The organism is Paenibacillus sp. GCM10027627, from assembly GCF_042675505.1.
Taxonomy (GTDB): domain Bacteria; phylum Bacillota; class Bacilli; order Paenibacillales; family Paenibacillaceae; genus Pristimantibacillus.
In genome coordinates, this window is sequence record NZ_JBHTHB010000001.1 from 852,191 (window position 1) to 872,487 (window position 20,297).

21 protein-coding genes are annotated in these 20,297 nt (G+C 46.0%); 18 read left to right on the plus strand and 3 right to left on the minus strand.

The window, feature by feature from the left end:
* Window positions 1–67: 67 nt before the first annotated feature.
* Window positions 68–688 (minus strand): DedA family protein, encoded by a 621-nt coding sequence (locus tag ACFQZE_RS04015; protein WP_379353904.1) that lies wholly within the window; start codon window positions 686–688, stop codon window positions 68–70.
* Between the two features lie 207 nt (window positions 689–895).
* Here ACFQZE_RS04015 and ACFQZE_RS04020 point away from each other — a divergent pair, with 207 nt between their 5' ends.
* Both ACFQZE_RS04020 and ACFQZE_RS04025 read left to right on the plus strand, forming a co-directional pair.
* Complete coding sequence (locus ACFQZE_RS04020; protein WP_379353906.1) at window positions 896–1,153, plus strand: hypothetical protein; 258 nt, start codon at window positions 896–898, stop codon at window positions 1,151–1,153.
* Between the two features lie 47 nt (window positions 1,154–1,200).
* Complete coding sequence (locus ACFQZE_RS04025) at window positions 1,201–2,109, plus strand: serine hydrolase domain-containing protein (RefSeq protein ID WP_379353908.1); 909 nt, start codon at window positions 1,201–1,203, stop codon at window positions 2,107–2,109.
* Here the strand turns inward: ACFQZE_RS04025 and ACFQZE_RS04030 are convergent.
* On the minus strand, window positions 2,087–2,851 hold the full coding sequence (locus ACFQZE_RS04030; protein ID WP_379353910.1) for an MBL fold metallo-hydrolase: 765 nt from the start codon (window positions 2,849–2,851) through the stop codon (window positions 2,087–2,089). The genes ACFQZE_RS04025 and ACFQZE_RS04030 overlap by 23 nt on opposite strands.
* A 508-nt stretch (window positions 2,852–3,359) precedes the next feature.
* Between ACFQZE_RS04030 and ACFQZE_RS04035 the strand changes: the two genes are divergently transcribed.
* The 14 genes from ACFQZE_RS04035 (at window position 3,360) to hisA (ending at window position 16,757) form a co-directional block, all read left to right on the plus strand.
* Entirely contained in the window at window positions 3,360–4,220 is an 861-nt protein-coding gene (locus tag ACFQZE_RS04035) for a hypothetical protein (protein ID WP_379353912.1), read from the plus strand.
* A gap of 19 nt (window positions 4,221–4,239) precedes the next feature.
* Complete coding sequence (locus tag ACFQZE_RS04040) at window positions 4,240–5,082, plus strand: nucleotidyltransferase domain-containing protein (RefSeq protein ID WP_379353914.1); 843 nt, start codon at window positions 4,240–4,242, stop codon at window positions 5,080–5,082.
* A 246-nt stretch (window positions 5,083–5,328) separates the two neighbouring features.
* Window positions 5,329–5,637: an alpha-helical endospore appendage domain-containing protein gene (locus ACFQZE_RS04045; RefSeq protein WP_379353916.1), complete on the plus strand. Its 309-nt coding sequence runs from the start codon at window positions 5,329–5,331 to the stop codon at window positions 5,635–5,637.
* A 41-nt stretch (window positions 5,638–5,678) separates the two neighbouring features.
* Window positions 5,679–6,041: an alpha-helical endospore appendage domain-containing protein gene (locus ACFQZE_RS04050; protein ID WP_379353918.1), complete on the plus strand. Its 363-nt coding sequence runs from the start codon at window positions 5,679–5,681 to the stop codon at window positions 6,039–6,041.
* Window positions 6,042–6,066: 25 nt separating this feature from the next.
* The gene (locus ACFQZE_RS04055) at window positions 6,067–6,750 is read left to right on the plus strand and encodes a hypothetical protein (protein ID WP_379353920.1); all 684 of its coding nucleotides are present in this window, start codon (window positions 6,067–6,069) and stop codon (window positions 6,748–6,750) included.
* Window positions 6,713–7,645 carry an MBL fold metallo-hydrolase gene (locus ACFQZE_RS04060; protein WP_379353922.1) on the plus strand — a complete coding sequence of 311 codons (933 nt, stop codon included), beginning with the start codon at window positions 6,713–6,715 and terminating at the stop codon, window positions 7,643–7,645. The genes ACFQZE_RS04055 and ACFQZE_RS04060 overlap by 38 nt, the downstream gene beginning before the upstream one ends.
* 162 nt (window positions 7,646–7,807) lie before the next feature.
* Complete coding sequence (locus tag ACFQZE_RS04065; protein ID WP_379353924.1) at window positions 7,808–9,094, plus strand: YheC/YheD family endospore coat-associated protein; 1,287 nt, start codon at window positions 7,808–7,810, stop codon at window positions 9,092–9,094.
* Between the two features lie 37 nt (window positions 9,095–9,131).
* Entirely contained in the window at window positions 9,132–10,142 is a 1,011-nt protein-coding gene (locus tag ACFQZE_RS04070; protein ID WP_379353926.1) for an alpha-helical endospore appendage domain-containing protein, read from the plus strand.
* A gap of 215 nt (window positions 10,143–10,357) precedes the next feature.
* Window positions 10,358–10,678, plus strand: coding sequence for an alpha-helical endospore appendage domain-containing protein (locus tag ACFQZE_RS04075; protein WP_379353928.1), 321 nt, complete (start codon window positions 10,358–10,360; stop codon window positions 10,676–10,678).
* Window positions 10,679–10,883: 205 nt separating this feature from the next.
* On the plus strand, window positions 10,884–11,555 hold the full coding sequence (locus ACFQZE_RS04080; RefSeq protein WP_379353930.1) for a glycosyltransferase family protein: 672 nt from the start codon (window positions 10,884–10,886) through the stop codon (window positions 11,553–11,555).
* 5 nt (window positions 11,556–11,560) lie between these two features.
* Entirely contained in the window at window positions 11,561–13,804 is a 2,244-nt protein-coding gene (locus ACFQZE_RS04085; RefSeq protein ID WP_379353933.1) for a glycosyltransferase, read from the plus strand.
* Window positions 13,801–15,024, plus strand: a complete 1,224-nt coding sequence (locus ACFQZE_RS04090) for a glycosyltransferase family 2 protein (RefSeq protein WP_379353935.1) — start codon at window positions 13,801–13,803, stop codon at window positions 15,022–15,024. The genes ACFQZE_RS04085 and ACFQZE_RS04090 overlap by 4 nt, the downstream gene beginning before the upstream one ends.
* Before the next feature lie 35 nt (window positions 15,025–15,059).
* The gene (gene rfbD / locus ACFQZE_RS04095) at window positions 15,060–15,899 is read left to right on the plus strand and encodes a dTDP-4-dehydrorhamnose reductase (protein WP_379353937.1); all 840 of its coding nucleotides are present in this window, start codon (window positions 15,060–15,062) and stop codon (window positions 15,897–15,899) included.
* A gap of 102 nt (window positions 15,900–16,001) precedes the next feature.
* Window positions 16,002–16,757, plus strand: a complete 756-nt coding sequence (hisA, locus tag ACFQZE_RS04100; RefSeq protein WP_379353939.1) for a phosphoribosylformimino-5-aminoimidazole carboxamide ribotide isomerase — start codon at window positions 16,002–16,004, stop codon at window positions 16,755–16,757.
* Between the two features lie 54 nt (window positions 16,758–16,811).
* On the opposite strand, the gene ACFQZE_RS04105 is transcribed toward hisA, so the two are convergent.
* Window positions 16,812–18,746, minus strand: a complete 1,935-nt coding sequence (locus ACFQZE_RS04105; RefSeq protein WP_379353941.1) for a stalk domain-containing protein — start codon at window positions 18,744–18,746, stop codon at window positions 16,812–16,814.
* 217 nt (window positions 18,747–18,963) lie between these two features.
* Between ACFQZE_RS04105 and ACFQZE_RS04110 the strand changes: the two genes are divergently transcribed.
* Both ACFQZE_RS04110 and ACFQZE_RS04115 read left to right on the plus strand, forming a co-directional pair.
* Complete coding sequence (locus ACFQZE_RS04110; RefSeq protein ID WP_379353943.1) at window positions 18,964–19,482, plus strand: NUDIX hydrolase; 519 nt, start codon at window positions 18,964–18,966, stop codon at window positions 19,480–19,482.
* 13 nt (window positions 19,483–19,495) lie between these two features.
* Window positions 19,496–20,227: a ZIP family metal transporter gene (locus ACFQZE_RS04115; RefSeq protein WP_379353945.1), complete on the plus strand. Its 732-nt coding sequence runs from the start codon at window positions 19,496–19,498 to the stop codon at window positions 20,225–20,227.
* The last annotated feature ends 70 nt before the right edge of the window (window positions 20,228–20,297 follow it).

Genomic DNA, 20,297 nt, shown 5'->3' on the forward strand with positions numbered 1-20,297 from the left:
ATAAAAGCCCGTGCAGGGAAGAAGACTTCCCGCACGGGCTTTGCTGCATCTAAATCATTATTTACAATTACATTTGCTGGTCCATCGAAGATGGCTGTTTTTTCTTTTTCATGATGCGATAGGTAATGTAAGCTGCGGCCAGAATCACTAGTCCGACCAACACCCAAATGCCATAGTTGTAAATGTTATCTGACCATTCCTGAACCCGATCTCCGACAAAACTGCCAAGGATAAAATAAATTAATGTCCAAACAAAGGCCGATGGGTAAGCGAATAATGCGAATCTGCCATATTTCATCCGGTTAAGTCCCATGACATAAGGCGTGGCATGACGCAAAAACGGCAGACATAAGCTGATGCTGATTGCATATCCGCCATATTTGACGCTAAGTTCTTCCGAGCGGATAAGAAACCGGCCTATATTTTTTTTGCTGCGAAACCAATTTGAAAACTTTGCGCCCGAAAATCGTCCAATGCTGTATCCGAAGGTCATTGCTGAGCAAATGCCTAAGCAAGTCATAATAAATGCAGGAACAGGCGCCAGCGCTCCTGCGGCTGCTAATGCTCCGCCCGTCATGACGACGGCTTCGTTCGGGATGGGCAGTCCGATCAGACCAAGGCAAAGAACAAGAAACAAAGCATAGTAACCAACCTGTTCTATAATCGATAACAATAATTCATATGCCATATCTCCGACACGCTTCCTATTCTTCCAAATCTATGCAATCGAACAAGCCGACATACGATAGGGTAACACAAATCGAATTGCATGCCTACCATTTTTACGGAGAAGGCGTTCAAAAAGTTTCAGATTTAACCATTTCGTAACTATTTCTTTTGGCCGCGGCGATATAATGGGAAGCAGCTATGTGAGAAACGAAGGGACGGAATGGAAATGACACATTTCCAATACAAGGTGACTGAACTGAAAACTTGCGAATCGTTAACCTATACGATATGTTTAAATATGCTCGCAGATGAGTATGAGGCAATGGATGCCGCAAAGCAAATATTGATTGAGCTGTTTCGGGACGACGCATTTTTTGAGCAAAACGAGCTGCACCGCCAAAACGATATTTTTAAAAAATGTGTCCGCTATTGCATCGATCAAAGAAAAATGGCGGCAGCAGCCAAGCCGGCATATGTTTCGTAAAAAGCGCAACGAGATGAAAGGTATGGACTGGAGTGGGCGACGCAAACATGGATTCACTGTATCAGTTGATGAAGGATTGGAAAATAAAGTCCGTTATTGTACTCCATAAAGGAGAGCTCATGGACGAATGGCACGAAAGCGGCGAAGATCGGATCGGGCCGTTGTATTCCTGCACCAAAAGCGTTTTGTCCGCACTTATCGGAATTGCCATTGAACGTGGCTTTCTTAGCGGCGTCGATCAAAAGCTCGGCGAATTTTTTCCAAATGCATCCGAAGCCGCATCTGTAATTACGATTGAGCAGCTGCTGACCATGACACCGGGCTTCTTGTGGCCGGATTTCGATAAGCCTTACAAAGCGCTGCGGGCAGCGGCGGACCCTGTAACCTTTGCCTTGGAACCTCCTGTCGCCCATACTTCGGGAGGAGCTTTTACATACAATTCCGGAGGATCGCATTTGTTGTCGGCCATCCTTACGGCTGCGACGGGCAAATCGGCGCTTTATTTTGCTAAAGAAACGTTGTTTGAGCCGCTGCAATTTCAAGCCGCAACATGGTCGGAACGCAACGGAATAAGCGAAGGAGGGACCGGCCTCTCTTTATACGGGCATGACCTCGCAAAATTTGGCGCGCTATATATGCGAAACGGACATTGGAAGGGAGCCCAGTTGCTTTCGCAGGAATGGATTAGACGCTCCTCCTCTATGCAACATCGCGGCCTGCTTCACTACGAACCGCCCATTTATGGAGGCTACGGCTACCATTGGTGGATCACGCCAAAAGAGCATAACGGCTGCGCCGATGGTTATTTTGCATTCGGGCATGGAGGGCAGTATTTAATGAATATTCCAAGTCTAGAGCTAACGATTGTCGTACGGAAAACGATAACAAAACGGAATGACGCAATTTGGAGCAGAAAGCTTATTTTCGAACATCTTATCCCAAATATGTTGACTTGAGCTCATTTATTGCAGCATGAGCCTCTCCCACGAACTCTCCGCCATGGTGGCATAATATTCGTTCGATAGGGAGTTCTTGAAAGGTTTGAAGAGCTGTTTTGGCCAGCTCGAAATCGCTGCATGTTTCGGGATCGGGCAAATCGAGCAGGCCGTTTTCTATTCGCAAAGCGTCGCCCGCAATAAGCGTTTTCGTTTGTTTATGGTATAAACTAATATGGCCAGGCGTATGCCCCGGAGACGGGATGACGGTTATTCCGCCGCAATAAGGCAGCTCTTCAACAGAACGTACAACTTCGTCCACCTTTGCGCGTGGCGGATGTTCAAGCGTACGGCGAAAGGCGGCCTTCCATTCGGGCGCAACGTCTAGGGGCAAAGAATGTACGGCGTTATCAATCGCTTCATTCGTCAATTTAAGCAGTCTCTTTTCCCCTTCGATATACAAAACCTCCTCTTCATGAGCGAGGACCGTTATACGGTTCGGACAACTTTCGATTAGAGAAGCGGCACATCCAATGTGATCTAAATCCTGATGGGTCAGAATAAGTCGGTCAATGTTGTCCGGGTTTACTCCTGCACGAACAATTGCCTCACGCAGCAAAGGAAGCTGGCCGGGATAGGCGGTGTCAATGAGCACAACGTTTTGGTCATCCCATAACAAAGTAGGGTATACGACTACCATTTTGTTCATCATAGGTGCCGATACGGGCAAGGAATAAATATTGATGTTTTTTTCTGCGCTCAACGTTTGAACCTCCGCATTACCATTTTCCCCACAGAAAATGAGGTAAGAGTTATATTATCAGAGATCAAAACTATGGTAAATAGTAAATATTTTATCATAACACATAATTTATATTTTGTCAATGCTGAAGTATGAATACCTTTCACGTTTTCATTAAAAACACTTAACCTAGTAAATTAGTAGCAAATAGTTGCTAAAAAGAAGGGTGATTAGGTAGCATTTCCTAAATTCAGCAAAATTCGATATTAGGGCTTTCTTGTATCTGCCATAAGATGTATAATCGTGGCAAGGACTGTATTGCGATCCAACTAGGCTAGTTACATTCGTACATAAACGCCCACCCGGCCAATACCGGGTTATTTTTTTGTTCGGGCAAACATATGTTTGGTTTTCATATATTCAAATAATCATAGAAGAGCATTACTGAATTAGAAAAGGGGAGGTTAGCAGCGAACTGAATAAGTAATCAACATAACTTTTTTTATGTTAACTAAAAAGGGGTGGTTTCATGTTATCATCTCAAATCATGGTCGGACTGTTATGCTGTTTACTTGTTGCGGGCTGTTCCCATCTTGCTGATAAGCCAAAGCCTTCGGAAACGGTAAGTGCGAGTGCTACGCCAATCGCCTCGACTCCGCTGCCGCTGCTCCCGGCATTGCCGCAAGAAATTTCGTTGAGCTTTGTGCCGATTGAGCTTTCGCAATTGCCGGAAAGAGTGCCGGCCAGCCATTGGAAGCTCGAACAAACACTTAATTTCGGATATATCGGAGATCATGCTGCAACCTTGTATTTATACGTATCTACTCCGGAATTTGACGGGACAACAAGCCGGGTGCAAGGCATACTGGAAGCGGGAAACAAAAGTTATGACATACCTGAAGTTTCAGAATCCGCAATCGACCCGTTTTTTAATGGATATGAGGAGATTAGCGTCATTCAGCAATCGATAGCGGGAATGGACCGTTATTTGCTTCTTGGAAGAGTGGCCAAATGGGCGAACAGCCCGGGCTTATACCGCTACATTTTGTATGATAACGAACGGAATCAATTTTTATATTTTGACAGCTGGGGGGCAATGGTCGTAGAGGATTTGGACAAAGACGGGCTGGAGGAAATGGTTCTTGTATTTGAAGGGGCACATCAATCACAGCCGGACATCTTTTTTCTAAGAGCAAACAAAGGGGGGCTAGAGTTAAGCGAAGCATTGCTTGATAAAATAAGGAGAAACCAAGGAGATCGGGTAACGCTCGCCGCAAGAGACGGGAAAACGGTTGTCCGTATTTCAAATGTCGAATTCGAGTCGCTTTACGATGATTACTTATACGATAAGGGGGCTCTGAAAAGAGTTCCTAACATTAAACGACATTAATAACTAGTGAGGTTAATCAATGAACGCGCATGCTTTCAACTTAGAAAAAATGATCGAACTCATTGTGCCCGTCATTCAAAAAATGGTAGTTGGGAACTATGCGATCGCACTAGGCGGCTCAGTGGCAAAAGGGTACTCCGATGTCCATTCCGACCTCGACTTTTACGTCTATGCAGAGGGTGTCATCCCGTTAACAGAGCGAAAGGCATTGCTGAATGGATTAGCGGACCCACAGAGCGCTATTTATTTGGACGAGACAATAGACAGTACGATTTGGGGAGGCTCCGTCGATTTTTATTGCGATGGCGTCAAAGTGGAAACAAGCATTAAGCCGCTTGAAAAATATGAGCAATCCATTACGGAAAGTTTGGAAGGGCGCATTAACGTAGAGCCCACCTTTTGGACGATTAGCGGCTATTACCATTACATTTGCTTGTCTGAAGTCTGCTTTATCCGCCCGATAGAAGATCCTTATGGCATTATTGCCGACTGGAAAAAGCGGGCAGCCGTTTATCCTTCTAAGCTGAAGAGTGCGATTTGGAATTCCTTTTGGCCCAAATCCACGTTTTGGCTTAACAATTTTCACTATATAAGCGCTATTAATCGTTGCGATACCGTTTATGCGGCGGGCATCTCTCAACAAACTTTCCATTCGGTTGTGCAAGTTTTATTTGCCGTAAACGAAGTTTATTTTGCTGGCGACAAAAAGATAGAGAAGCAATTGCGCTCGTTGCCGTTTTGTCCGGAAGCTTTATTAAACGAGCTGGATTTTTTGCTCAGTGCGCATCGCGAGACGGCATTGTTGGAAAAGCAGCGGCAATTGTGGCTAACGATTACCGGAGAAATCTCCGCCCACAAATAGCTTTTCCTACTATTATAGTGATTGGTTTGTTGCAGTTATGGAGAATAAACCGATAAGACCAGAAAAAAATATAGCAACTGAAAACCGCCAGCGAAGCCTCATTCGTTGGCGGTTTTCAGCTTTTAGGCCACCGCATCTCTTATCGCTGCAATCATAATCACTACAGGTCAAACATAAAATGATGTCGAGTGTAGTAAGCGTCGGCTAATGGTCAACCAACCAACCGTGCAAAGGGAGATGAATCGGATGTCTATGCCCAATATTCCCGATATAAAGCCAGAAATTTTGTTAAAGCGCAAAGAGGTCATCAATTTGCTGCTTACCTCCATCGCTCTGGAGGAAATCGGTCTATCCCATATCATCAATGCGGAGGGCGAAAAAATTCAAGCCATGCTGAAAGATCATTGTGTCAATTTGGAAGACGCGCTTAGAATAAATCACAGCGTTGAGAGAATGCTGCGGAATATTATTAAAAACCAGATGCTGTTGCAGTTTAAGCTGGAAGATGTCATTTCGCTGCAGGAGTACGGCGAGGGCGATCATTCGGATGAATAAAATAGAAGAATGATTCCAGCAAAGATGGAAGGGGGAACACTGTGGTTATCAAAAAAGAGCTCTTTTACGAAGATACAAGTCCAAACCACCGGGCCGTCGCCCATCTGATCAAGGCTATCGCCCTCGAAGAAGAAGCGTTGTCCAAATTGATATTAACCGAAGCAGATAAAGCTCAAGCCTTCGTCGGTAAAAATCTTGATTTTCCTACAGGCCCCTCTTCAGCGGAAATTATTCAGTTCAATCATACGGTCATTCAGCTTCTCGACACTTTGTTGATGGCGGAATGGCTGTTGCTGAAAAAAATAGACTCCTTATCCTTTATAAAAGACATTTCTATTCCAGCCGAACCGGAAGAGCTTCATGAACAAGAATCGCATAGCGGCGACGACGGATTTGATTACTAAATTCCGATAAAAAGAGGCGTTTTGTATGCGACCGACCCCTGCAAAAGTTTTGATCCATTCTTTTTGTCGGATGGAAAACTCGCTTTTGCTCCTGATTAGAGGAATCCTTGTCAAACGAACGGGTTGCAACGAAAAGGAGCGAGCCGTATTCGAGCATTTAATTTATTCTATGTTAACGATTGTGCTGGATCTCCAGCGTTTTCAAGCGGAACGCGGAATGAAGCGGGATGAGGATCTGGATACGGAGCAGGATGGGCAGCGTAATGAAATCATGCTCGAATTGCAGCAATCCGTCCATTCAATCAAGGAAGGGCTTCGAGAGCATCCGCTTGGCAATCCGATACATATGGATGTGATATTAAGGCGCTTGAATGCGATAAAAAATGCATATGAGCCGCAGCAGCCAATAGAGAAACCAGCATTAAGCACAGCGCATTCGAGCCAAATGGATGCGTGGCAGAAAGAAGAAGAGGAATCGGAGCAAACGGAAAGCTTGGTCCTCGCGAGCGAGCAGGAGGAAGAAGGCTTCAGCAGACATACTGTACAATCTGGAAGTTTCGAAAACATCGCTCGCGTAAGGAAGAAAAAACAAACCGGCTTAATTAATTTACCTCCTTTAACCGGGTTTGTTATGGTAAAAGAGGGAGTCTTCATCAAAGGAGAATCCAATCATGGCAGAGCTAAAACTGGAGCGCATAAGCGGAAATAGCTATTTGGCTGATCTGCAAATTTCAATAGGCGTTTATTTTAATGAGCATAACCGATCAGCTGTTCTTATTGATAGCGGATCGACTGAAAAAACGGCAAAAGCAATCGAAGCAGCCGTTCAGAAAAAAGGGTACCGAATCGCCTCCATTATTGTGACTCATGGCCATGCGTCACAGCTTGGCGGCTTGCCGTATTTTAAAAGCCTTTATGCCGATCTGAACATATACGCTTCTTCCTGGACCAAACAATTTATTGAAAAACGAGCGTTGGAAAACTGGATTTCGGGTCATATTCCATGCCTGCCGAACGAGGCTGCCGACCCCGCTCAAGAGCATTTCGAAGATTGTGTCACTGATATTTTGGCTTACAGAGACCACGATTGCACAATAGAAGACGCGACGTTTTCGATAGTTGCATTGCCGGGACATTTTCCAGGCAGCATCGGAGTCATTACGCCGGATGGGGTGTTCTATTGCGGGGATGCGCTCTTTGGCCATAAAACGTTAAGCAAGCAGAAACTGTTGTATTATACCGATATACGCGGAGCCAAACAATCTCTTGAAAAAATCGAAGACTCCAAACACACCGCTTATATTTTGTGCCATGGGGGAAAACATCATCATGTGGGCTCATTAGTTCAACAGCATCTTCATTTAATCGATGAAACGTCACATTATCTATTAAATCTAATTCGCAGCCAGCCTATGACGTTGGAAGCTATTGTCCAAAAAGTGATGCAGGAATATCAGCTCAAAAGCACCGCCGGCCACCTGACGTTGGCCCACTCCATCGTGCGATCATATTTGACGGATCTAAGCCACAGCATGAAGCTGCGCGCTTCGGTAATGGACGGTCTAGTCTATTATTACGATTATTCATCTCCTATACCTGTGTAAGGATACGATACAAAGATTGCTAACGATGGTGCCTCCTGTCCAGCAGCGGGGCACTTATGTCTTTTTCGGGATAAACGCTTACCGGTGACCGAAGAGGCAAATACAACGTATAATGTACCTTCCATTTCTCTTGGATGCAGCTATGAGTTAGGAGGTATGCTTTTGAAGTTTCCGCCGCTCCCTCATGATGGGCAATTGCACGCCGACTATTTAAGTCGCCTATCCGAAAGTATTTTTGAACAGTTTAGAACAAAAGAATCCGCGACATTCCCTCAGACAGATACAGAAGAGTTGCGGGATGAACAGAATGAACAGCCGCCGACTCGTAAAGAGCCGCCGCCACTTCCTCTTATCGGCATTTTGACCGACACGGTTGCGCCTGCTTCGGCTCGTCCTTTTGGCACGCGCACTGGATTTATTAGGAAACTAATTGCGGAAGGCTCCAACCGGGGCCGCTTTATCGTCTTTTCTCCCAGCGATCTAAGGTTTTCCGAAGAAAAAGTGTTGGCTTATGTATTTGAAAATAAACACTGGGTTCGGAAACAAACTCCTTTGCCCGATGTTGTGTACAACCGCCTCTTGGACCGGAAGCTGGAGCAGTCGTCCGATCTGTTGAAGCTGAGGCTGCTTTTTATGGATAAACAAATTCCGATGTTTAATTGGAGCTATTTTAATAAAACCGATATTTACAATCTCTTCTCCATAAATTCTAAGATGAAATCGTATATCCCCGAATATGTATCCAATCCTACGACAAGCCAAGTTCGAGACATGATGACGCGCCACTCTACCCTTTATTTCAAACCGAACGCGGGCAGTATGGGAATTGGCATTTATAAAATTTCGCTCTCCTACGGACGTACTTATACGTTGCAATTCCGCACACATGGAAACAATCGAAGGATGTCGTTCCCCACACTCGACGGACTTATGTCTTTTCTTCGCAAAAGGGAAGGCAGCCGAATTCGAGCGTATTTTGTTCAGCAAGGCATTTCGTTAATTCGGATAAAGCAATGCCCGGTCGATTTCCGCTTTCATCTGCAAAAGGATGGGGGGGAGAAATGGGTTATTGCAGGAATAGGCGCAAAAAAGGCGGGCGCAGGCAGCATTACGACCCATCAGCGCAATGGAGGTGTCATCATGCTTCCAGAGAAAGCGATGAAACCGACGTTCGGTTCCTCGACCCTCCATATATTACAAAAAGCTGAGCATGCAGCCATCGAGCTTGCCAAGGAAATTGAGAAGCAGCACCCGCATATCATCGGAGAAATCGGATTCGATATCGGCATTGACGAATCTGGCGACATTTGGATGTTCGAAGCCAACTCCAAGCCGGGAAGATCGATCTTTAAGCTTCCTGATTTGAAAAACAAGGGCGAGGCTTCCATTAAATATATTGTGGACCACTGCGTTTATTTAAGCAGCATACGTCATGGTGTTCAGACTTGACAGCAAGGTAAATGAAACAGAAAAAGGAGAGATGGGAATGTCGCAAGCGAATATCCCCAATATTACACCGAATATCTCCGTCACATTGGACGATGCTCTAAACCTATTGTTATCATCTATTGCTTTGGAAGAACTGGGCCTTAGCCATATTATCAATGCGGAAGCGGAAAAAATTCAATATGTCGTCGGCACGATTCCAGGTTTATCCGTCCCTGCCACGATTAGCGACTTGCTTGCCATTGACGACAGCGTAAAATCGGTTTTGCAAGAATCCATAAAAAAAGAAATGCTGTTAAACAGTAAACTGGATACGATATTAAACTTTGTACCCGGCGGCACAGGGGCGGGACCAACGGGAGCGACAGGTGCCACCGGCGCTACTGGCGCAACTGGACCGGCTGGTACTGGAGCGACTGGAGCAACCGGTGCTACGGGAACAACCGGTGCTACTGGAGCAACTGGAGCTACAGGTGCAACGGGAGCGGGCGGCGCCGGATCGACAGGCCCAACGGGAGCGACTGGTGCTACTGGCGCCACTGGAGCAACTGGTACTGGAGCGACTGGAGCAACCGGTGCCACAGGCACTACAGGTTCGACAGGCGCAACTGGAGCTACAGGCGTCGCGTTTGCCTCCAGCAATATTCAAGTGGCAACCATTATTCAACAAACGGCTGAGCCGGGAGATGCGTACACCTTTGAGCTTGATATTGCCAGCAACGGCGGATCGGATATTTCGCATCCCGCCGGGTCGCCGAACATTATTTTATCGCCTAATCAGACTTATTTAATCTTGAGCTATTTTGAAGGCTTCCAAATGCCATCCGAAGGAATTGGTTATGCGCTTCGATTAAACGGCGTCCCTCTTTTTGGCAGTCATGTGGGCAACGGCGGCGGGGTAGGCGTGGAGGAACAGCTTTCCGGGCATTACATTTTGTCGACGACGGCTGTGACCAACGTGCTTCAAATTTATAACGATCGGGCTTCCGATACAACAACAGCATCAGACGGAGCGGTAGGCGTATCTCTTACCATTATCCGACTGGCGTAAACACCAACTGTAATGAGGAACTCTCCAGCGTTTATGCGCCCTTGGAGGGTTCTTTTTTTATACAAATATAAAAAAAAGAGGAGGTTCAGTTGGATGAGCCTTGCAGCATACACATAGATAGAGTGCGGCGGGGGGTTCGACTGTGACAATACTTAACAATTTGTGCTTTATGAAACAGACAAAATCTAAGACTAAAAGGTTGAGGTGATCCGTACATGTCTCAAGCCAACATCCCTAATATTACTCCTACAATTACGATCACGTTTGAAGAAACGGTAAATCTGTTGCTTGCGTCCATTGCTCTTGAAGAATTGGCGCTTGCCCATATCGTCAACGCCGAGGCGGAGAAAATTCAGTATGTGCTCGGAACATTGCCGGGAACGGTGCCGCTTAGCCCTCCTGCATCGATAGCTGATCTGCTGGAAATAAACCAAAGCGTCCAAAGGACATTGCAAGATGTCATTAAGAAAGAGATGCTGCTTCAATTCAAGCTTGAAAATATCGTCGGCAGCTTAGGCTCATCCTCTTCTCCTTAAACATTTTGCGTTAACAAGCACGATACCCCGCCCGCCTTGAACGTTTTGAGTCGAACAAAACCTTCTGATAGGTTGCCAAGCGGGCAGCCTATTTGTTTTATTGCGGAGCCAAGCGACTCAGCACAAAGCCGCAACGAATGAAGCTTGCGGTGTTCGCATATACATACTTCATCTTTATGGCGGATAGAAAGGAACGGCTGCTTGAATGACAGTGCGCAAAATTATATTTATTATGTGCGTCAATGATTCTTCGCTGCGTAAGCAAGCCAAAAGGCAAATTGCCAGTTTAGCCGTTCCATCAGGGTATTCGGTCGAGATTTGCGAGATTGAAAACGCCAATGGAATGGCTAGCGGCTATAACAAATCGATAGAACTTGAAGCTGCCTATAAAGTTTACCTTCATCAAGACACTTTTTTGATTTATTCAAACGTGCTGCTTGAAATGATTGAACTGTTTGAGCGGCATCCAAGCGTTGGCATGATTGGACTTGCCGGATGCGTAAAGATGCCGGAAAGCGGAGTATGGTGGGAAGGGGAGGGGCTGGTTGGCCAAGTGATCGAGCATCGCCGCGACACCTTCAGCCTTCTTCGTTTCCCAAAGGGATGGCATGAGAGTGATGATTTGGTTGCTGTAGAAGCGATTGACGGCTTGTTTATGGCCACAAAAATCGATATCCCTTGGAGAGAGGATTTATTCGACGGGTTTCACTTTTACGATACTTCTCATTCCTTTGAAATGAGGCAAGCAGGCTATGGCGTTGCAGTTCCCGTTACTCGAAGTCCCTGGTGCATTCATTACAACGGCGATGACTTCGATGCCCTCTCTTATGAAAAATACCGTAGACGTTTTGTCCAACATTATAACAAGGAAGGATGAACGGCATGTCACTTACTCCTGCGAGCGAGCGCATCTCGTTATGCATGATCGTTAAAAACGAAGCAAAAGGAATCGCTGCATGTTTGGAGAGCGCTAAACGAGTCGTAGATGAAATTATCGTCGTAGATACCGGTTCAACGGACGACACCGTCTCGATCTGTCAATCCTATGGAGCGACCGTGCTAACGATGGAATGGAACGAAAACTTTGCGGAGGCTCGAAACTTTGGTTTGCAGTACGCTACGGGCAATTGGATATTGTGGCTCGATGCGGATGAAGTGCTCGATCGTGAAACCGCTCCTTTGCTGCGCCAAATATTAACCGAACGGGATACGGATATTGCGGTTGTCGAGCTCATTAATTATATCGGAGAAGAACCGGCCAGCGAAAGCCGGTCTTATTTGGTGCGCCATCATCGAGTATTCCGCAATCATATCGGATTCAGGTTTAATGGGGCTATCCATGAGCAGCTCAATGTGGAGGAAATACTCGGCACATCCTTTAACCTTCATACGCTGCCGGTTAAAGTTCATCATTACGGGTATATGGATGATTATGTGCAAAGCCGCAACAAAGCTGAACGAAATCAGCTGCTGCTGGAGAACGAGAGGAAAAAGGAAGACTACAGTCCATGGGTCGATTATCATTTGGCAAGCGAATATTACCGTCTAGGTCAGTATGAGAGGGCATACCATTTAGTTAACATAGCCATCAAATCATTTATTGATCTTGGAAAATTGCCGCCGTCCCTATGCTACAAACTGAAGTATGATGCCGTTATCTCCAATGGAGCCTATGACGGCGGATGGCCTTCGATTGAGCGGGCGATCCAGCTTTATCCCGATTATGTGGATCTTCATTATTATAAAGGCATTATTTTATACCATAAACAAAAATATTCGCTTGCCCTTGAAACGTTTCAGCATTGCCTTGAATTGGGAGAAGAGAATCTGCAACATTTGACGCTGCGCGGGGCGGGCAGCTTTCATGCCCATTATTTCATCGGACTTTGCCATGAGGGGCTGAAACACCATGAGGCTGCAAAAGAAGCTTACCGCAGTTGCCTTGAGCAAGATGCAGCGCATCCGGAAGCGGCAGCGGCCTTGTCACGTCTGCTTCAGCTTGAACAAAATAAAATCGCTATTAGCTTGTGCATGATCGTAAGAAATGAAGAGGATAGTTTGCCGCGTTGTTTGGACAGCGTCAAAGCATTAGTGGACGAAATCGTTATTGTAGATACGGGATCTGTCGATCGGACTAAAGAGATAGCGACTGCTTATAATGCCCGTATTTATGATTTTGTATGGATTGACGATTTTGCGGCAGCGAGAAATTTTGCATTCAGCAAGGCGACAAAGGAGTATATTTTGTGGCTGGATGCCGATGATGTGCTGGACGACAAAGCTCATGCCGCCTTTAACCAATTAAAATCGGAATTGTCCGTTGAAGTTCAAAGCGTGACCATGCCGTACATTTTGACTACGACGGAGTCTGGCGAACCGCTGTTTACGATGCGGCGCAATCGCTTAGTTCGCAGAGACGCCGGTTTTCAATGGATCGGTCCAGTGCATGAATATTTGGCGGTTGCCGGCCAACTTTATCATAGCGATATTGGCATCTATCATAAAAAAGAGAAGCAACATACAGACCGCAATTTGAACATATATGAAAACCGTCTCGCGGCAGGGGAAACGTTTTCTCCCAGAGATTTGTACTATTTCGCCAATGAGTTGAAGGATCACAGCCGATACGAAGAAGCTCTGCTTTATTATGAAAGGTTTTTGGATACAGGCGAAGGCTGGTCCGAGGATAACGTTCAAGCCTGCTTAAAAATAGAGCAGTGCTTGGTGAAGCTGAACCGTGAGGAAGAACGGCTGCCCGTACTGCTCCGTTCGTTTGATTTTGATAAGCCCCATTCCGATATTTGCTGTCAAATCGGGGAAATATGGCTTGACCGCCATCGACTGCATCAAGCCGTTTTTTGGTTTGAGCTGGCGACACAGCTTGAAATTCCGTCGGATCAACTGACGATGACACAAGCCTCGACTTGGACTTGGGTGCCGCATTTGAAGCTCGCCGTCTGCTACGATCAATTAAATGATAAAGAGAAGGCTTGCTACCATAATGAAATTGCGCTTGGATTTCTTCCGGATCATCCTAGCATGTTGTTTAACCGGGCCTATTTCAAAGAGTCGTTGGGCGACAGGTTTGAGTTTACAAAGGCAAAGGTAGCGGGGATCATTCCATGAAAACAAGCATTGTCATCTTAACCCATAATCAATTTCATCATACGGTACTTTGTTTGGAGAGCATTCGAAAGCATACGCCGGAAGAGTATGAGCTCATTTTTGTAGACAACGCATCCACCGATATGACAAAAGCTTATTTGGAGCTGCAGCCGGATGTACGTCTCATTAACAACGCAGAAAATAGAGGTTTTGCCGTCGCCTGCAATCAAGGCTTGGAAGCCGCGACTGGAGAAGCCGTCTTATTTTTGAACAACGACACGGTTGTTACGCCGGGATGGCTCGGCCATATGCTGCAAGCGCTGCAGTCTAGCCCCGATGTGGGAATGTGCGGGCCGTTTACCAATTATGCCAGTGGACATCAAGTCATAAAAGTACCCTATACGGACTTGCTGGATCTCGACTCGTTTGCTATCGAGCATGGCAGCACTTTCGAAGGGACGATTACGGAAGTGCGCAGGCTGATCGGGTTTTGTCTGCTCGTGAGGCGAAGTGTGCTCGATGAGATTGGGGGGTTCGACGAGCTTTTTGGCCTCGGCAATTTTGAAGATGACGATCTATGTCTTCGAGCTGCATTTGCCGGATACCGGTTGGTCATTGCCAATGCCAGCTTTGTTCACCATGTCGGGCATGCGACGATGAAGGAAGTTCGCGTCGACAAAACTTCGCTGCTCCTGTATCAAAATCGGTACCGCGCACTGGAGAAGTGGGGAACGGATATTTTTTCGCTATTGTACAAAAAAGACATCCGCTTGACTTGCTGCATCAAAGCTGCAAACGAAAAACAGCTGTTGGAATCGCTTCATTCCATTAGCGGACTTGCCGATGAAGTCATCGTGGTCGATTTGGAGGGACAATTTACCGATCTGTTGTTGTCCTCTGCTCATGTGCAATGCTTGAATGTGCAAAATGTAACCGACAGCACCGCACAATGGAAGCAGGCGATTGAAGCTGCCAGAGAGCCGTACCTTCTCCTTCTGGAAGCGGGGGAATCTGTATCCGATAGGACACGAAGGCAATTACGAGCTCTAAAACGAACGATTCCTCCACAAATTAAAGCTGTTGCTACGGACTGCGGTCATGAAGGCACTGAACATCCTTTACGCCAAATAAGGCTATTCCATCGCTCTTATCCCTTTACTTCCACAAACGATCATACGGAGAATGCCGAGCATGATGAGCTGCTGGAGAGCAGTGTCATGATCCTCTCGGGATTGGCTTGAATTCGGGAATCGGTTAATGGGAGGGGGGATGACAGTTGAAAATAATGATTACCGGAGCAAACGGGCAACTGGGGAAAGTCCTTGTTCATACGCTTGGAAAATACTCCATTGACGTCGTCGCCCTCGGCCGGAACGAACTCGACGTGACAAACGGAGACGAATGCAGAGGAGCCGCAAAGTTCCATCTGCCCGCTGCCATTATTCATTGCGCTGCCTATACGGCTGTGGATCAAGCGGAAAGCGAGCAGGAACTGGCGTTTCAAATAAACGGTTACGGGACACGGAATATGGCTGCGGCAGCTCAGGAGGTCGGCAGCAAGTTGTGCTATATCAGCACAGATTACGTCTTTGATGGACGCAGCGGGAAGCCGTACACAGAAGGGGACCAGCCCAACCCATTAAACCAATATGGCAAATCCAAAAGGGCAGGGGAGCTGTACGTAGAGTCCATTTGCTCCAACTTCTTCATTGTTCGAACCTCTTGGCTTTATGGAGGATACGGCAATCATTTTGTACGTACTATGCTAGATTTGGCTAGGCAAAATAAAACGATTTCCGTTGTAGACGATCAATTCGGCTCGCCGACTTATGCCGCGGATTTGGCCGAATTTTTGGTCCGTCTCGTTCAATCGAATAATTACGGCCTTTATCACGCCAGCAATTCCGGATCTTGTTCATGGCATGAATTTGCAAAAGCGATTTTTGAGCTAAGCGAGATTGATGCCGCGCTTGTTCCTTGCACCACTCAGCAATTCGTTCGTCCTGTGCTAAGACCCCGTTACTCTGTTTTGAACCATGCTGCTGCAAGAAACAATGGCTTTGCTGAATTCCGTCATTGGAGAGAGGCATTAGCCGACTATTTGAAACTTTGCTAGATTCGCGATCTATTATTGCGAACCTGCCCCCTGTATGGCAAAATGGTGAAAGAATGATAGGAAGCAGATGCCATTTTATTTTACAGGAATAGAGGAATCGCGGTGAAATTTAGACCTTGTATTGATCTGCATGACGGGAAAGTGAAACAGATTGTCGGAGAAACGCTTAACGATGCCATTATCGAAAATTTTGTATCCTCTTATGACTCCGCTTATTACGCCGAACGTTTCCGCCAAGACGAATTAACGGGAGGGCATGTCATTATGCTCGGACCGGGTAATGAAGAAGCAGCGGTGCAGGCATTGAAGCAATACCCGAACGGCCTGCAAATTGGCGGCGGCATAACGGCCGATAATGCGGCTTCTTATTTGGAGCATGGCGCCACTCATGTCATTGTCACTTCGTATATTTTCCGAGACGGTCAGCTAAACGAAAATCATTTGAACCGGATCGTATCGGAAACGGGAAAAAACAAACTAGTCATCGATCTAAGCTGTAAGGAGAAAGACGGGAAATGGTTTGTCGTCACAAATCAATGGAAGCTGTTCAGCGACTGTGAGGTTAATGAAACGAATATTCGATTGTTGGAAGGGTACTGCGACGAGTTTCTCATTCACGCCGTGGACGTAGAAGGGAAGCAAAGCGGCATTCAGCAAAAGCTGGTACGAGATTTGGCAGAGTGGGTTCAAATTCCAACGACTTATGCCGGAGGAGCCCGTTCCTTAGAGGATATGGAGCAGTTTCTCAACATTTCCAGCGGGAAGCTTGACTTGACGATCGGCAGCGCGCTCGATATTTTTGGCGGAAAGTTGTCTTATGAACAAGTAGTTGCTTACAGCAAGTCTTTACAAGCTTAAAAAAATCCCCTTTCGAAAATCCATGTAGGATAACGAAAGGGGATTTTTAATCCATTACGGTTTTTTCAACTCTTCTTTACCTTGCGGGAATTCGCTTACCGAAACGGCACTATCGGCCATATCTGGAGTGAGCGTTGCTTCAGCGTAAATGATGCCATCATACATGACATAAGCGTAAACCTTCTCTGCCAGAATGACATCTATCCAGTGACGCTGAATGTAGCTGTTGATCAATTTTGCTTTGCCTGCTTTGGATAGGCTGTTGAACAATTCAACATCTTCTTCAAATGACAAATGAATAAAATACATGGATTCGTTCTCTTTCAGGCCGAATTCATTTTGCATAAACCCGTTAATATACCCTGCATCCGAATAGCGGAGAAGTTCCTTAATGGTGGAATCTTCCGTTTGTGGAGGAGGCTCTTCGCCATAATACTCCCCATCGACATAGTAACCGATTTGGACAACTGTTTTATTGTCACCCAATTTAATAAAACCAAAGCCGTCAGGCAACGCGTTGTAAACTTCTCCGATATAACGATCGCCATCTTCCAAATAGATGATTCCAATACCAGTCAATTCATACCAGCGCACTTCTCCGCGATAAGCCAATGATCCGTCCTCGTGGTAAAGTGTACCGTAGCCATGAGGCTGATCATCGTTAAAATAACCCGTGTATTTCATGCTTCCAATGGAGCTGTCGCCATGATAACGATAGTTTTCGTACCATTCTCCTTCATATTGCAATTGCCCGTTAAAATAAAACTTGCCATATCCATGATACAAGCCGTATTTGAAGGAACCTACGTACTGGAACTTGCTGCCCATGTTGTACGTGCCTTCTCCATGCATAGTGTCAAGGCTAAATGAGCCTGTGTAAATCAACGTTCCGTCTTCGGCAACAAGCTTGCCATTGCCTTCTCTCATTCCGTTAACAAACGGGCCTTCGTAGTAGCCGCCATTGTTATAAAACAGCTTGCCATTGCCATGGAAACGATTGTTGACGAACGTTCCTTCATAATAAGAGTTGGAATCGGTCAAATCGTACATTTTCCCTTGTCCTTCAATAACTCCATTTACAAACTGGCCTTCATAGAACAGTTTTCCTTTGTAATGCAGCTTGCCTTGTCCATGAGGAAGTCCGTTCTGCTGACCTCCTGTATACTCAGTAGCGTGAGCATACAAAACTTCAAAATTGATTGAGGTGATCGTGGAGTCAATATGGATGGTGCGCACATGACCGTCCCAAATGACTCTTTTGCCTGTCGCTTCGCCAATAAAACGGAGAGGGACGAGCGTCGTGCCGTTTTTAATGGTCGGAGCGACTGGAAGACTCACTTTTTGACCGCTCACGTTTGCTGTTTTGTTATTGATGACCATTGAGATTTTAAGTTTTTCTTTTGTTCCAGTGACGGTACGCGTCTTATTATCCCAGCCGATGCTAAGGCCGAAATGTTCGAATAGCGGTCTGAACGGAACCATCGTTGTTCCATTAACGACAACCGGCGTCAGTTCAAGCTGCTCACCGTCAACAAAAACCTTAATCGGAGCCGTATATTGCTCGGATTCCGACAAATCGACAATCAATACTCCCGCTTTTTTCAGTTCGGAGATAATTCTTTGTCCTCCCTGATTCAAAGCTTTGGTATTGATGGCGAGTACGCCCAAATCGATTTCAAGCAGTGGAGAAATATCCAAGCTGCTGTTGCTTCCGCCAATAAACAAATAGTTCAAGAAAAATGCCTCTTCTAACCCAGTTAGGCTACGCACCGTTTTAGCGTCTTCGATAACTAGTCCCCTCAAAATATGAACTTCGTCCGACGTTACGGGCTCGTTGGCTTTGAGACCAAGCTCCTCGCGAATTTCTGTTTCGAGCCCCTTATCAAGCGGCGAAGAAACTTGTGCATGCGTAGTGTCTCCGGAATACCAAGTAAAGGTACCGAAGGCAATTGCAAAAGCAATTGCGATTTTACTAAGTTTTTTAAACAAGATGAATGCTTCCCCTTCCGAGTATGTATATGCAACTTTCAAATCATACGACAGACTTTTAGAAAATGCTGTCGAATAATGTCGAAATGTTAATATTTTTTATGAAATAATACCTATCGGAAGACCCTTTTTACTTTCCCTGTAATCCAAGACATTGTATAATCGGGAAAGCTGAATATGACAAACCATTTTACTCAACTAGAAGGGAACTTTCAGCATGGAACTGATTAAAGAAATATATGAATCCGATCTGGACATTAACGGGGGCAATAGCAACACGCAAAGAAGCGGCAAGCCCTTTTGGTTCCGCAGGGCGGTAAGAGCCGTCGTTTTTAACGAAAACGGTGAGGTGGCGCTTCTGCAAAGGCGAAACCAAGATTACTACAAGCTTCCCGGCGGAGAAGTGCTGGAAGGCGAGACGATGGAAGCGGCATTAAAAAGAGCGACGCTCGAAGATATTGGTGCGGATGTGGAATTAACGCATGAAGCAGGGCTTATTATAGAATATCGAGATGAACATGAGCTGCTTCAATTTTCATACGGATACATAGGAAGAGCCAAAAAGAGGCATTCTCAATCACAACAACCGGAAGAACAGCACTCTACGGCAATTCAGCCGGTCTGGCTTCCGCTTCACGACGCTATCGAACGCATGCAACAAAATAAGCCTATCACTTATATGGGGAAATTTATTCAAGTAAGGGATATATGCTTTTTGAAACAATTACAACGATGAGGGGCGAAAAGGGATGACCGCTGCACTGCTCGGCAGTTTTATTTCGGCTATGGCAACGGTGCTTGGCGCCTTGCCGTTATTGTTTGTCCGTTCTCTGTCCGAGAAATGGAAGGACATTCTTATTGCTTTTACGGCGGGGATTATGGTATCCGCTTCCACATTCGGCTTAATGCCGCAAGCATTAAAGGAATCCGGACTCATTCCGCTGACGATAGGTTTTATCATTGGAGTCGTCGTCCTTGATCTTTTGGAAAAAAACATCCCTCATATCGACGTTGAGCAAAAACGGGGCATTAGCTCGTTCGATTCCAAATCGCTGCTCGTTATTTTTGCGCTTTTTATTCACAACATACCGGAAGGCTTAAGTACCGGTTTCAGCTATGCCAGCGCAAACGAAGGTCTCGGCCCGATGGTCGCCATTGCCATTGGCGCACAAAATATGCCGGAAGGACTCGTGCTCGCGATTTTTCTGACCCAATCGAAAGTAAGCAAGCTGAAGTTGATTCTAATTGTGGCAGCTACCGGTTTAATGGAGATGCTTTCAGCTGTTGTCGGTTATTTCGCCGCCAGCTATGTCGAATCGTTAATCGGCTATGGACTTGCTTTTGCATCCGGAGCCATGCTGTTTATCGTCTACAAAGAATTGATCCCGGAGACGCACGGGCACGGCTACGAGCGGCCAGCGACTTATTCGTTCATTATTGGACTGCTCCTGATGATTTATATCAGCTATTTTTTTGGCTAAAACGATTAAACGGAGCGCTGCCTTCAGCAGGCGCGCTCCGTTTTTTTTTTTTGAAATGGACGATGGGCGC